Annotated in this window: 14 protein-coding genes; 10 read left to right on the top strand and 4 right to left on the bottom strand. The window is 65.8% G+C overall.

What is annotated here, in order from left to right; translation table 11 throughout:
- Nucleotides 1-82: 82 nt before the first annotated feature.
- The 3 genes from MKW15_RS22640 (at nucleotide 83) to purB (ending at nucleotide 2,687) form a co-directional block, all read left to right on the top strand.
- Nucleotides 83-676: a TetR/AcrR family transcriptional regulator gene (locus MKW15_RS22640; protein ID WP_240862362.1), complete on the top strand. Its 594-nt coding sequence runs from the start codon at nucleotides 83-85 to the stop codon at nucleotides 674-676.
- Nucleotides 677-869: 193 nt separating this feature from the next.
- Nucleotides 870-1,235, top strand: coding sequence for a hypothetical protein (locus tag MKW15_RS22635; protein ID WP_240862365.1), 366 nt, complete (start codon nucleotides 870-872; stop codon nucleotides 1,233-1,235).
- Between the two features lie 24 nt (nucleotides 1,236-1,259).
- Nucleotides 1,260-2,687 carry an adenylosuccinate lyase gene (purB, locus tag MKW15_RS22630; RefSeq protein WP_240862360.1) on the top strand — a complete coding sequence of 476 codons (1,428 nt, stop codon included), beginning with the start codon at nucleotides 1,260-1,262 and terminating at the stop codon, nucleotides 2,685-2,687.
- Nucleotides 2,688-2,802: 115 nt separating this feature from the next.
- Here purB and MKW15_RS22625 read toward each other — a convergent pair whose 3' ends face one another.
- Nucleotides 2,803-3,090 (bottom strand): Rdx family protein, encoded by a 288-nt coding sequence (locus tag MKW15_RS22625; RefSeq protein ID WP_240862358.1) that lies wholly within the window; start codon nucleotides 3,088-3,090, stop codon nucleotides 2,803-2,805.
- Between the two features lie 35 nt (nucleotides 3,091-3,125).
- Between MKW15_RS22625 and MKW15_RS22620 the strand changes: the two genes are divergently transcribed.
- Together MKW15_RS22620 and MKW15_RS22615 are read left to right on the top strand one after the other, a co-directional pair.
- Nucleotides 3,126-4,028 carry a phosphoribosylaminoimidazolesuccinocarboxamide synthase gene (locus tag MKW15_RS22620; RefSeq protein WP_240862356.1) on the top strand — a complete coding sequence of 301 codons (903 nt, stop codon included), beginning with the start codon at nucleotides 3,126-3,128 and terminating at the stop codon, nucleotides 4,026-4,028.
- Nucleotides 3,974-6,169: a S9 family peptidase gene (locus MKW15_RS22615; protein WP_240862354.1), complete on the top strand. Its 2,196-nt coding sequence runs from the start codon at nucleotides 3,974-3,976 to the stop codon at nucleotides 6,167-6,169. Before MKW15_RS22620 ends, MKW15_RS22615 begins: the two co-directional genes overlap by 55 nt.
- A gap of 198 nt (nucleotides 6,170-6,367) precedes the next feature.
- On the opposite strand, the gene MKW15_RS22610 is transcribed toward MKW15_RS22615, so the two are convergent.
- Nucleotides 6,368-7,921, bottom strand: a complete 1,554-nt coding sequence (locus MKW15_RS22610; protein WP_240862353.1) for a DHA2 family efflux MFS transporter permease subunit — start codon at nucleotides 7,919-7,921, stop codon at nucleotides 6,368-6,370.
- A gap of 50 nt (nucleotides 7,922-7,971) precedes the next feature.
- The gene (locus MKW15_RS22605) at nucleotides 7,972-8,508 is read right to left on the bottom strand and encodes a MarR family winged helix-turn-helix transcriptional regulator (RefSeq protein ID WP_240862364.1); all 537 of its coding nucleotides are present in this window, start codon (nucleotides 8,506-8,508) and stop codon (nucleotides 7,972-7,974) included.
- A gap of 142 nt (nucleotides 8,509-8,650) precedes the next feature.
- On the opposite strand from MKW15_RS22605, the gene MKW15_RS22600 reads away from it, so the two are divergent.
- From MKW15_RS22600 to MKW15_RS22580, 5 genes are all read left to right on the top strand, one after another.
- Complete coding sequence (locus tag MKW15_RS22600) at nucleotides 8,651-9,133, top strand: glutathione peroxidase (protein ID WP_240862351.1); 483 nt, start codon at nucleotides 8,651-8,653, stop codon at nucleotides 9,131-9,133.
- 75 nt (nucleotides 9,134-9,208) lie between these two features.
- A complete protein-coding gene (gene purS, locus MKW15_RS22595; RefSeq protein WP_240862350.1) occupies nucleotides 9,209-9,448 on the top strand; it encodes a phosphoribosylformylglycinamidine synthase subunit PurS in 240 nt (79 codons plus the stop codon).
- A gap of 9 nt (nucleotides 9,449-9,457) precedes the next feature.
- Nucleotides 9,458-10,141: a phosphoribosylformylglycinamidine synthase subunit PurQ gene (purQ, locus tag MKW15_RS22590; protein ID WP_240862349.1), complete on the top strand. Its 684-nt coding sequence runs from the start codon at nucleotides 9,458-9,460 to the stop codon at nucleotides 10,139-10,141.
- Nucleotides 10,138-10,821 carry a hypothetical protein gene (locus tag MKW15_RS22585; protein WP_240862348.1) on the top strand — a complete coding sequence of 228 codons (684 nt, stop codon included), beginning with the start codon at nucleotides 10,138-10,140 and terminating at the stop codon, nucleotides 10,819-10,821. The genes purQ and MKW15_RS22585 overlap by 4 nt, the downstream gene beginning before the upstream one ends.
- Nucleotides 10,818-12,092 carry a M18 family aminopeptidase gene (locus tag MKW15_RS22580; RefSeq protein ID WP_240862346.1) on the top strand — a complete coding sequence of 425 codons (1,275 nt, stop codon included), beginning with the start codon at nucleotides 10,818-10,820 and terminating at the stop codon, nucleotides 12,090-12,092. Before MKW15_RS22585 ends, MKW15_RS22580 begins: the two co-directional genes overlap by 4 nt.
- Here the strand turns inward: MKW15_RS22580 and MKW15_RS22575 are convergent.
- Nucleotides 12,089-12,862: a lytic transglycosylase domain-containing protein gene (locus MKW15_RS22575; RefSeq protein WP_240862344.1), complete on the bottom strand. Its 774-nt coding sequence runs from the start codon at nucleotides 12,860-12,862 to the stop codon at nucleotides 12,089-12,091. The two genes, MKW15_RS22580 and MKW15_RS22575, sit on opposite strands and share 4 nt — an antisense overlap.
- Nucleotides 12,863-13,468: the final 606 nt, after the last annotated feature.

Here is a 13,468-nt window from a genome sequence, read left to right as displayed (position 1 = left end):
ACTTATACGGTAGTTCGCGACCCTATGGACCGCTTTCGTGAAAGCAACCCGGCGGTCCTGATCGCTTTGGCAGCATGAGCACATGACATCGGCGGCGACGCCCAAGGGTGCGCGGCGGCGGTCTCTGTTGATCGAGGCCGCCGGTGCCCTGCTGCTCGAAGGAGGATTCGACGCAGTGCGTCACCGGGCGGTCGCCGATCGGGCCCAACTTCCACTCGCATCGACGACCTATTACTTCGCATCCCTCGACGATCTGATGGCCGAGGCGGCGGCGCACCTGTGCCGCAACGACGAACACGGCATCGCCGCGCGCGCCGATGCAGTTCCACGGCGACGACGCGGGAACAGTGCGACGGCCGGTGTACTCGCGGAGGTGTTCGTCGGCGAGTCCACCTCCATCGAGGAGCTCGCGGCCCGCTACGAACTGATCGCACTCGCGGCGCGTTACCCGCGACTCCGTGACGTGGTCACCGAGCGGCGGCATTCGCTCGCCGCGTACCACTCCGCTCTGCTCGCGAAATCCGGTCGTATCGCCGAACCGGTCCACGTCGGTCAGCTCATCGCCGTCGAGGACGGGGCCATCGTCGGCGCGCTCGGCCAGCCCTCGGTCAGTCCACTGGACGCAACACGTGATGCGCTGCACGAGGTCGTCGGCGTGCTTGCGCCTCAGGGCTGAGCCGATCGGGACAGTTGTCCCGATCCTGGGGTGCCCGGTATGCAAGAGTGTCAGGATGACCACGGTCACAGTGTGTGTCCGCGGTGGCCGGGGGAATGAACGCTTGGACGGAATTGGGGTGGTGACGGTGCAGGATTCTTCTCGCGTGCGCTCGGCGTCGGGTCGTCGGGCCGCCAGGACGATCGGTGCGGCGGTGCTCGCGCTCGTCTGCACCGCGACCGCCCTGCTCGGCGCGGGGCAGAGCAGTGCGGCACCGGCCGGAAAGCCGGACGCCGGTGTGCCGTTGTCGTCGGTGGTCTACGGCACCGGCTGCACCTATCCGGTCACGCTCGCCGTCAACAGTTCGGGCTGGGTCGCGTTCTACGAACAGCGCACCGGGTATCCGCCGATCTTCGTCGGCCGCGATCTGCCGCGAGGAGCGCTCGCCTCGACCACCTGGGTCCCGCGTCACCTCGGCGACCGCTACCTGTACGCCGTCCAGAACGGTCAGACGTCGGCGAAGACGCTGGTGAAGGTACGCAAGGGCTACGGGTCTAACGGACTCTGCTTCGGCTTCTGAGGAGGCCGCAACTACACTGGTGCGGTGCCCAAGCCTGCCATCGCCAATGTTCTGGCCAGCCGTTACGCCTCCGCCGACCTCGCCGAGATCTGGTCGGCCGGCGCCAAGATCGAGCTCGAACGCCAACTGTGGATCGCGGTCCTCAAGGCGCAGCGCGATCTGGGGATCGATGTGCCGGCCGACGCGATCGCCGACTACGAGCGCGTTGTCGACCAGATAGACCTCGCGTCGATCGCGGATCGCGAGCGCGTCACCCGGCACGACGTGAAGGCCCGCATCGAGGAGTTCAACGCTCTCGCCGGGCATGAGCAGATCCACAAGGGCATGACCAGCCGCGATCTCACCGAGAACGTCGAGCAACTGCAGATCCTGCGTTCCCTCGAACACGTGCACGCGCACGGCGTGACGGTGCTGGCCCGGCTGACCGAGCGCGCGGCGCAGTACGCGTCGTTGGTCATGGCCGGTCGCAGCCACAATGTCGCCGCGCAGGCGACGACGCTGGGCAAGCGGTTCGCGTCGGCCGCCGACGAGCTGATGATCGCGCTCACCCGGCTGCGCGAGCTCATCGACCGCTATCCGTTGCGCGGCATCAAGGGCCCGATGGGCACCTCACAGGACATGCTCGACCTCCTCGGCGGTGACTCGGGCAAACTCGCCGAACTCGAGCACCGGGTCGCCGACCATCTCGGTTTCGCGCGATCGCTCACCTCCGTCGGCCAGATCTATCCGCGGTCGCTCGACCACGACGTGGTGTCGGCGCTGGTCCAGACCGCGGCCGCGCCATCGTCGCTGGCACACACGATCCGACTGATGGCCGGGCATGAGCTGGTCACCGAGGGGTTCCAGCCGGGTCAGGTGGGGTCGTCGGCGATGCCGCACAAGATGAACACCCGCAGCTGCGAGCGGGTCAACGGCCTCGCGGTGGTGTTGCGTGGCTACGGATCGATGGCCGCCGAACTCGCCGGCGCGCAATGGAACGAGGGCGACGTCTTCTGCTCGGTGGTGCGTCGCGTCGCGCTGCCCGACGCCTTCTTCGCCATCGACGGACTGATGGAGACATTCCTGACGGTGCTCGCCGAATTCGGCGCCTACCCCGCGGTGATCGCCAACGAACTCGACCGCTACCTGCCGTTCCTCGCCACCACCAAGGTGCTGATGGCGTCGGTGCGGGCCGGCGTCGGGCGCGAAACGGCGCACGAGGCGATCAAGGAGAACGCCGTCGACGTCGCGCTCGCCATGCGTGAGGAGGGGCGCGAACCCGATCTGCTCGACCGTCTCGCCGCCGACGAGCGCATCCCGCTCGACCGTGCTCAGCTCGACGCCCTGCTCGATGACAAGTCCGCGTTTGTCGGTGCGGCGCAAGCGCAGGTCGCCGACGTGATCGCCGCGGCCGAGAAGGTCATTGCGCAGTATCCGGAAGCGGCGTCATACACGCCTGCCGCCATTCTCTGACTCCAGCTCGCGCTCGCCTCACCCGCTGGCTGAGGTACGCGGAGCGCAAGCGAAGCCCCTACCGCTCCTCGCACCTCAGCCATCGGTGGTGGACGCATCAGACGGCAGAAGGGACTCAGCTATCGGCCTGCCGATCGGCATGCCCGAGGTTCCAATCCGGCAGCGCTTGATCTCGGACGAGTCGCTTCAGGGTGACGACATCGGGAAATCCGCCGTCGCGCTTGCGTTCCCACACCTGGGTGCCGTCGACGTCGATGTGGAAGACACCACCCGTGCCCGGGACCAGGGTCACCGACCCGAGTTCGGCACCGAAGGTGTTGAGGAGTTCGCTCGCCATCCACGACGCGCGCAGCAGCCAATTGCACTGGGTGCAGTAGGTGATGGTGATCTGTGGCCCGGTCATGGCTGCCAGCCTCGCATACGTTTACTGTCGTGGTCATGGCCCACCCAGACCTCGAGTCGTACCGTCACGTCGCGTCGGGCAAGGTTCGTGAGATCTACGAGATCGACGCGGACACCCTGCTGCTGGTGGCGTCTGACCGCATTTCCGCCTACGACCACATCCTGAGCCCCGTCATCCCCGACAAGGGCCGGATTCTCACCGCCATGAGCTTCTTCTGGTTCGACGCGCTCGGCGTGCCCAACCACCTGGTCGGCGGGCCAACCGATGACCGCATTCCCGAAGTGGTCGTCGGGCGCTCGATGGTCGTTCGCAAGTTGCCGATGGTCGCCGTCGAATGCGTCGCCCGTGGATACCTCACCGGGTCGGGACTGCTCGACTATCGGGCGACCGGGTCGGTGTGCGGCATCGACCTGCCCACCGGGCTCGACGAGGCGAGCAAGCTCCCGACGCCGATCTTCACCCCGGCGACCAAGGCTGAACAGGGTGAGCACGACGAGAACATCAGCTTCGCTCACGTCGTCGAACAGGAGGGCGCCGAGCGGGCCGAGGCATTGCGCACGGCCACCCTCGACATCTACTCGCGGGGCGCCGACATCGCCGCAGAGCGTGGAATCATCTTGGCCGACACCAAATTCGAGTTCGGCATCGGCGACGACGGAGGACTGATCCTGGCCGACGAGGTGTTGACACCCGACTCGTCGCGCTACTGGGAGGCCGCCACCTACCGGGCCGGTGAGGTGCAGCCGAGCTTCGACAAACAGATCGTCCGAAACTGGCTGACCGGCCCCGCGTCCGGTTGGGACCGGGCTTCCGACACGCCGCCACCCAGCTTGCCCGACGACGTCGTGGCGCGCACACGTCAACGTTATATCGATGCCTACGAATGGATTTCGCAGTTGAGCTTCAACGACTGGCCGGGCGCGGAGGTGTCGCGGTGAGCGCGCCCGTCGCCAAGAAGATACCCGCCGAGCGCACGCATCACGGCGACACCGTCGTCGACCACTACGAATGGTTGCGGGACAAGGACGATCCCGAGGTCATCGCGTACCTCGAAGCGCAGAACGCGTTCACCGAGAAGAACACCGAGCAACTCGCCGGATTGCGCAAGCAGATCTTCGCCGAGATCAAGGCGCGGACCAAGGAGACCGACATGTCGGTTCCCAGTCGCCGCGGCAAGTACTGGTACTACGGCAGGACGCACGAGGGCAAACAGTATGCGACGCACTGTCGTTGCCCGATCGGCGACGATGATGACTGGACGCCGCCGGAGGTGTCCGAGGACGGTGCGCTTCCCGGCGAGGAAGTGCTGCTCGACGCCAACGTCGAGGCGCGGGGCCACGACTTCTTCAGTCTGGGCGCACTGTCGGTCAGTGACGACGGCAACTGGCTGGCCTACAGCACCGACGTGGTCGGCGACGAGCGATACACGCTGCGCTTCAAGGATTTACGCACCGGTGCATTGCTGGACGAGTTGATCGAGGACACGGCCGGCGGGGCGGTCTGGTCGGCCGACGCCCGGCACGTCTTCTACCAGACGGTCGACGCGGCATGGCGCCCCGACACCGTGTGGCGCCACGACTTCGGCACCGATACGGCCGACGTCAAGGTCTTTCACGAGCCGGACGAACGCTACTGGGTTGGCATGGGATCCACCCGCAGCGACCGGTATCTCATGATCGGGGCGGGCTCCAAGATCACCTCCGAGGTCTACGTCCTCGACGCGAACGACCCGACCGGTGAGTTCGTGAGCGTGGCACCCCGGGTCGACGGCGTCGAATACAGCGTCGAACATGCCGTGATCGATGATGCCGACTATTTCGTCATCGTGCACAACGACATTCGGGGCGGCAGCAAGGCAGAGAACTTCGCGATCGACATCGCGCCCGTCGACGATCCGACGAATCGACGTGAACTCTTCGCCCACGATCCCGGCCGACGTATCGAGGACCTCGACGCGTTCCGCGACTACCTGGTGCTGTCCTACCGTCGGGAGGCGTTGCCGCGCATCGCCATCGCAGATCTGCGGACCATCACCGGAATTCCGACCGAGGCGGATTTCCACGAGGTCACCTTTGCCGAGGAGTTGGGAACGGTCGGGCTGGCAGGCAACCGCGAGTGGACCACACCACGGTTGCGCATCGGGTACGGAAGCTTCACCGAGCCGAGCGAACTGATCGAGCTCGACGTCACCACCGGCGAACGCACTCTGCTCAAGCGGCAGCCAGTTCTCGGTGGCTACGATCCCGCCGACTACGTCCAATCCCGCGAGTGGGCAACCGCGGCGGACGGTACGCGGATTCCGCTGTCCATCGTGCGGCGCAAGGGAACCGACGAGAACAAGCCGGCGCCGCTGCTCCTCTACGGCTACGGCTCCTACGAGGCGAGCATCGACCCGTACTTCTCCGTGTCGCGGCTGTCCATGCTCGACCGCGGCGTGGTCTTCGTGCTGGCGCACGTGCGCGGTGGCGGCGAGATGGGCCGCTACTGGTACGAAAACGGCAAAGAGCTGCAGAAGAAGAACACCTTCACCGACTTCGTCTCGGCCGCACAGTATCTCGTCGACGAAGGATGGACTACGCCGTCGCAGATGGTGGCCGAGGGCGGGTCGGCCGGTGGGTTGCTCATGGGGGCGGTTGCCAACCTCGCGCCACAACTGTTCAACGGCATCCTCGCTTCGGTGCCGTTCGTCGACGCGCTCAACTCGATCCTCGACCCGTCACTGCCGCTGACGGTGATCGAATGGGACGAGTGGGGCGACCCTCTGCACAACCCTGAGGTCTACGCCTACATGCGCGAGTACTCGCCGTACGAGAACGTGGTGGCCCAACCGTATCCGCCGATCCTGGCTCTCACCTCACGCAACGACACTCGCGTGCTCTACACCGAGGCCGCGAAATGGGTTGCCCGGCTGCAGGAATGCTCGACGTCGGACAACCTCGTGCTCCTGAAGACGGAGATGTCGGCCGGGCACGGAGGGGTGAGCGGCCGCTACAAGCAGTGGGAGGAGATCTCCTTCGAGATCGCCTGGATCCTGCAGCAGACCGGGGCGCTCGCGCCCACCGATCCCACCGCTCCCTGAGGTGCTCGAGGCGCTAGCCGAGAGCCTCGAAGGGCCTGGTGAGACAACAGCTCTCGTCTCACCAGGGGGCTTCGAGGCTCGCAAGCTCGCACCTCAGCCAGCGGTGGGCGCTCGCTCATCGCACCTAGGGATGGCCTGGTGACATACGAAAGCCCCGCCCGGAGGCCGGACGGGGCTGTCGTGTGTCGGCGTGCGCGATCAGTGCATGATGATCGGCGCGCGATCCATGTCCTCCTCGACCAATGGCGACTGGATCTTCTTGCGAGGCAGGAAGAATGCCGGGATGAAGGTCAGGGCGATGAGGATCACCGCGACCAGGAAGGTCGATCCGAAGATCTCGGCCGCGGACTCGAAGAACGACTGCGGCAGCGGGGCGTTCTGCATCTCCGGTGGTAGCTTGTCGGGCGCGGTGTTGGAGGCAATCGCGAGACCGGCCTGCATGCTGCCGGCCAGGCCGCTGGCGAGGACCACCGAGATGACCGCGGTACCGATCGACGATGCGGTCTGCTGAACCACGTTCACCAGGGTCGAGCCGTCGGGCACCTGCTTGTTGTTCAGGGTTGCCAGCGCGGCCGACATGATCGGCATCATCGTCATACCCATACCGAGGCCCTGCACGAACAGCGCGCTGCACAGAATCCAGTACGACGTGTCGGCGCCGAGGAAGATGAAGACTCCCATGCCGAGCAGGATCAGGACGATGCCGGGCAGGACGAACTTGCCGGGGCCCATCTTGTCGGTCAGCTTGCCCGCGATCGGCATGGTGAGCATCGCGCCGAGACCCTGCGGCGCCAGCAGCAGGCCGGCGGTCAGCGTGGACTCGCCGCGCACACCGATGAAGTACTGCGGGAACAACAGCGACGCACCGAAGAACGCGATCATGAACAGCGTCATGGTGACGACCGAGATCGACAGCGTCCGGTTTCGGAACAGGCGCAGATCCAACAGCGGATTCTTGGCCCGCAGCGCATGCCAGATGAAGGCCACGATGAGGATGGCGCCGATGATCGCCGGAATCAACACCGTCGGCGTGAGGAAGGTGCGGTGTTCGGCGCTCGACGAGATGCCGAACAGGAACAGCGCGAGACCCGGTGAGAGAAGCAGCAATCCGACGATGTCGATGGACGCCTTCGTCGTCTCCTCGTCGTCACGCAGGACGAACCACGAGTAGACGAGCGCGACGATGCCGATCGGCACGTTGATCAGGAACACCCAGTGCCACGACGTGGTCTCGATGAGGAAGCCGCCGAGGATCGGTCCGCCGATCGGGCCGAGGAGCATGGGGATACCGAGAACCGCCATCACGGAACCGATTCGCTCGGGTCCGGCCGCCTTGGTCAGGATCATCATGCCGATCGGCATGAGCAGACCACCGCCGAGGCCCTGGATCACGCGGAATGCGACCAGGCTGCCGATGTTCCAGGCGAGCGCGCAGAGCGCCGAACCCAGGACGAACAACACCAGCGACGTCAAGTAGACCTTCTTGGTGCCGAATCGTGCTGCGGCCCAACTCGACAGCGGGATGACCGCGGCCAGGGCCAGCGTGTAGCCGGTGGCCGTCCAGGCCGCGCCGGCCGCGTCGGTGCCGAACTCCTGCTGGAAGGTGTTCTGCGCCACCGCAACCACGGTGACGTCGAGGATCGACATGATCGCGCCGAGCACGACCACGCCGGCGATCATCAGCACATGACGATCGAGTTTGGTGTCCGGTGGACCTTCGTGAAGGTGGCCGCCGGTCGAGGAGACTGACATGAGTGTTCCTGTCGGTTCGGGTTACATGCGGAGAATCGGGAAGTCGAGAGTTACTGCGCGGGCTCGCTGGGTTCTGAGTTGCTCAATTCGGAGAGCCCGTCGTGCGGAATGTCGAAGTAGTCGGTGTCGGCGTCGACGATCGGTCGAAGGGCTCGGCAGAGGTCGTCGCGAATGTCGTCGGGCAGTCCGGTGACGAAGCGGCGGACGATCTCCTGCTTGATGTTCAGCTGGGAGTCGATGAACTGCTGCCCATGGGTGGTCAGCGAAACGCGCTTCACGCGCCGGTCGTTGGCGTCCTCGCGCCGATCCACCAGTCCGTCGCCGACCAGTTTGTCGACGGTGCGTCCGGCCGCGGCCAGTGAGAGGTTGACGTGTTCGGCGATCTCGTTGACCGACATCGGCGCACCGTGGCCGCCGAGCGCGAAGATGACCTTCAACTGCGAGAACGTGAGGTCGGTGGCGGCCAGGTCGTCCATCGTGTGGGCTTTGCCGAGGCAGGCGAGGCGATCGAGAAAGTCGATCAGGGTTGCCTGCGCGGTGTCCACCGAGTTGCCGGGGGTGGCTCCGGCAGACGCGATCGCAGACATGGGTGTGGACACCCAGAAATGCTAACTTCCGTGCAACTATTTCTTCAACGCAAGCATTGGTGACCTTGCACATAGTTCGCAAAACTGTGTGGTGGGGCTCACATGGCCACTGTGTCGGGACACACCACTAGGCTCGGATGCCATGGGCAACATCAAGGACATCCCGGTCAACTCCCTCGACGGCAACACCGTGAATCTCGCGGACTTCAGCGGTCCGCTGCTGGTGGTCAACGTCGCCAGCAAGTGTGGGCTGACGCCGCAGTACACCGGACTGGAAGAACTGGCCAAGACCTACGGTGATCGTGGCCTCACCGTCGTCGGCATGCCGTGCAACCAGTTCATGGGCCAGGAACCGGGCACCGCCGAGGAGATCGCCACCTTCTGTTCCACCAGCTACGGCGTCACCTTCCCACTTCTGGAGAAGGCCGACGTCAAGGGCGACGAACAGCATCCCCTCTACGCCGAGCTCACCAAGACCGAAGATGCCGACGGTGAGGCCGGCGATGTGCAGTGGAACTTCGAGAAGTTCCTCGTCGACGCGAACGGGACGGTCGTCAATCGATTCCGGCCCCGTACCGAGCCCACCGACCCTGCAGTGGTCTCGGCCATCGAGGCGGTCCTCTGAGACGCGTGGCGAGTTGGCCCACCCGGTAAGGTGATGGCGAGATTCAGCGCATCAGCGAGAACGGAGCAAGTGCCCATGGCGCGAGTGGTGGTCGACGTGATGCCCAAGGCCGAGATCCTCGACCCGCAGGGGCAGGCGATCGTCGGAGCCCTGGGACGTCTCGGATTCAGTGGGATCGCCGATGTTCGGCAGGGGAAACGCTTCGAACTCGAGGTCGACGACACCGTGGACGACGTCGCCTTGGAGCGCATCGCCGAGGAACTCCTGACCAACACGGTCATCGAGAACTTCAGCGTCTCGCGGGTCGCGGAGTAACCGACCGAGATGACAGCACGAATCGGGGTCATCACCTTCCCGGGCACGCTCGACGACGTCGATGCTGCCCGCGCGGTCCGGATCGCCGGAGCCGAGGCCGTCGAACTCTGGCACGGCGACGCCGACCTCAAGGGGGTCGACGCGGTCGTCGTTCCGGGCGGCTTCTCCTACGGTGACTATCTGCGCGCAGGCGCCATCGCACGTTTCGCGCCGGTCATGGGTTCGGTGGTCGAGGCGGCGGCCAAGGGCATGCCGGTCCTCGGCATCTGCAACGGTTTCCAGGTGCTCTGCGAAGCCGGACTGCTGCCCGGCGCGTTGACCCGCAACGAGGGTCTGCACTTCATCTGCCGCGACCAGTGGTTGCGCGTCGAGTCGAACACCACCGCCTGGACCACGCGGTTCGAGCGCGGCGCCGAGATCCTCATCCCGCTCAAGTCGGGGGAGGGCCGCTACGTGGCGCCCGAGCGCAAACTCGAAGAACTCGAGGGCGAAGGCTTGATCGTCTTCACCTACGCCGGCGGCAACCCCAACGGCTCGGCGCTCGACATCGCCGGCATCAGCAGCCCCGACGGTCGCGTCGTCGGCCTGATGCCGCACCCCGAACATGCCACCGAGGCACTCACCGGACCCAGCGACGACGGGCTCGGACTGTTCTACTCGGCGATCGACGCCGTGCTGGCCGCCACACCATGACCTCCGCGATCTTCGCCCTCATCGGCGTCGGCATTCTGGTGGTCGGGGTGTTGGCGTTTCGGATGCGGTGGCGGGTCGGGGAGATCGCGTCGGCCGTTGCGGTCATCTGCCTGGGTCTGGCCTACGACAACTTCGCGGTCGCGGTGGGCCGCTTCGTCGGCTACGGCGACGCGCTGATGGCGATCAACGTGCCGCGCTACTGGATACACGCATTCTTCGTGCCACTGCTGATTCCGATCGCCGGGGTGCTGGTGTATCGGTTGGGCGTCAAGCAGATCGGCACCCGCAACGTCGTGATCCCAGGTCTTCTGCTCGTCGCGATGCTGGAAGTGATCGGCATCATCACCGACATCGTGCGCCTGGACCTCGAGCCCGAGAACGCAGGTGACGCCCTGCGCTACGTCAACGCCGGTGCTTCTGGGCCGCCGATCGCAGCGGTGGTGACGGTGCTGGCGTTGATCGTGCTGGGCGGGATGGCCGCGCGTTACAGCTACTTCAAATGGCTTCTCGTCGGAGCTCTGGCGATGCTGTTTGCGGCGGCCGCCGGTACCGCGGTGCTGTGGCTGGGCAACCTCGGTGAGCTGATCCTGATGATCACGCTCCTCGCGACCATGGCCAAGGTCGCCGACCGCGAGGCCGACCTCCGGCTGGAAGCGGCTGCCACGGAAGGCAACCGATGACTATCACCACGACGGCAACGGCGGCCGGGCTCGGCGAGTTCGTCGACGCCTCCCCATCGCCCTTCCATGTCTGTGCCAGCGTGGCGGCCGAACTCGAGCAAGCCGGCTACCGGCGACTATTCGAGGAAAAGTCTTGGCCTGCACCGGATTCCGAGGGGTGGGGCCGCCACTACGTCGTCCGCGGCGGATCGATCATCGCTTGGGACGCCGGTGACGGCGACGAGTTCCGGATCGTCGGCGGCCACACCGACAGTCCCAATCTTCGCCTCAAACAACACCCGGACCGGACCTCCGCCGGTGTCGCGATGGTGGCGCTCGAACCCTACGGGGGTGCCTGGCTCAACTCGTGGCTCGACCGCGACCTCGGGCTCTCCGGCCGGCTCGCCTACCGGGCGGGCGACGCCGTGGAGCACACGCTGGTACACGTCACCGAAGCGGTGGTCCGGGTGCCGCAGTTGGCCATTCACCTGTCCGAGGATCGCAAGGGCGTCGCTCTCGACCCGCAACGACACCTCGACGGGATCTGGGGTGTCGGCGAGACCGTGCCCGACGTGCTCGGCTGGGTGGCGCAGTACGCGGGCGTCGACCCCGACACTCTCCTCGGCTGGGAGTTGATGACTCACGACGTGACGCCGAGCCGGGTGCTGGGCGTCGACGAAAACCTGTTGAGCGCACCGCGTCTGGACAACCAGGGCACCTGTTACGCGGGTCTGCGGGCGCTGCTCGACGGTGGTGCGTCGACCCACACCCGGATGCTCGCACTGTTCGACCACGAGGAGGTCGGCAGCGGATCCGAACGCGGGGCCGCGTCTGACTTCCTGGCGACCATGTGTGAGCGAATCGTGTTGGCGCGCGGCGGTTCCCGATCGGACTATCTGCGCTCGATGGCGGCAAGTGTGTGCCTGTCCGGGGACATGGCGCACGCCACCCACCCGAACTATCCGGAACGCCACGAGCCGGGACACCGCATCGCCATCAACGGCGGCCCGGTTCTCAAGGTCAATCAGAATCTGCGCTACGCGTCGGATGCGTTGGGGGAGGCCATCTTCGCGCTCGCCTGCGACCGCGCCGGCGTGCCGATGCAGCGCTACACCCACCGCGCCGATCTACCCTGTGGCTCGACGATCGGTCCGATCACCGCCGCACGCACCGGGCTGACCACTATCGACGTCGGAGCGCCTCAACTCGCGATGCACAGCGCCCGCGAACTCATGGGCGTTGCCGACGTCGAGATGTATTCCGCTGCGCTGCAGGCGTTCTTGAACGGCTAGTACGACCGGGCAAACCCGAGCACGTCGTCGACGTAGGTCATGGAATTGTTGTAGCGCAGCACTGCGGTCACCAGCGACGCGTTGTCGCGTAGGTTCAGATTGCCGTCGCAGAGGTAGCGCGCGGTGGTCAGTGCCGCGTCGAAGATGTTCTGCGGGTCGATCTTGCCGTCGCCGTTGGCGTCGGCCGCGTAGTGATTCCAGGTCTGGGGAAGGAACTGCATCGGGCCGACGGCGCGGTCGTAGGACGCGTCGCCGTCGAGCGCGCCGTGGTCGGTGTCGGTGACGACCTGGTTGCCGGCCAATGTGCCGTTGAGCATCGGGCCGAAGATCGGCTCACGCAGGGTGCCGCGGGCGTCCACGTTGCCCTCGTCGGCATGGTGGGACTCGACCTTGCCGATACCGGCGATGACCTTCCAGTCGATGCCGCAGCGCGGCGTCGTGTGCGACATGATGTCGGCGGCGTTGCGGTACGCGTCGTAGTTGCTGGCAGGTACCGCGCCGTCGGTCACGCTGACCGGACGGGCGGGCACGATCGCGGGAATGCGCGGGGCAGGATCCGCGGTCTGGCGGGCCGACGGGCCGGTCACGTGGTGGTTGGCCAGCGCAACGGTGTGCGGGTCTGCCGCGGCGTGAGCAGCCTCGGTCTGCGGTGCCGCGTGCTGTGTGGGATCGGCTCCAGCGGTCGCCGCGGCTGCCAGAATGCCGACTGGCACCAATGCTGCGGCGACGAACGGTGCTCGTGCTTTCCGTGGTTTCGAGTGCTTACCCAAACTGATCGACCTCGCGTGTACTGCTCGTGTTGCTGCTGAAGAACTCGGCCGACCGTACATGAATCCGTTAGCTTGCCGTTATTTATCCGTTACCAATATGGCGGCAGCGACGCCGACTCGACTCGGTCGATGCAGTTAGCTGCGGTAAGGGACACGGTTTTGTGATTTGCCGCACACGCGGCGTATTCGATGCTCGAATAGGGGCGCCATCCGTCCCGTGCAGCGCCCGACCCGCCGACGTCGTCGGCGATCGTGGAGCCAGGAAGAGCCCTGGCCGCGATGCGACTCGGAGCTTCCGCGGCCGGCACCACGACAACCGGTGCCGAGTTGGAGGATGAGAGTGCTGCAGCACCCGCGTTCTCCAACTCAACTCTCGGGCCGGTGACTGAGATCGGGCCCCTGACGGTGGTCCTCCAGGTATGTCCCGGAAGCGGCCGCTGACAGGCCCGATCTCAGTCACCGATCGTCGGTTGTCGCGTTCCGCCGAACGCGACGCCAGGAACATGCGCCCACAAAAAGTAGGGGAAGAAACTTCTTCCCCTTGGAGCCTTCCCCCAGAAAATTCTCGCGGACGACTACGAACCCCGGGGAAGAAAGTTCTTCCCC

The organism is Gordonia gummivorans, from assembly GCF_022513585.1.
GTDB lineage: Bacteria > Actinomycetota > Actinomycetes > Mycobacteriales > Mycobacteriaceae > Gordonia.
Note: the sequence above shows the minus strand (reverse complement) of the source record. Positions and strands in the feature narration are given on the sequence as shown.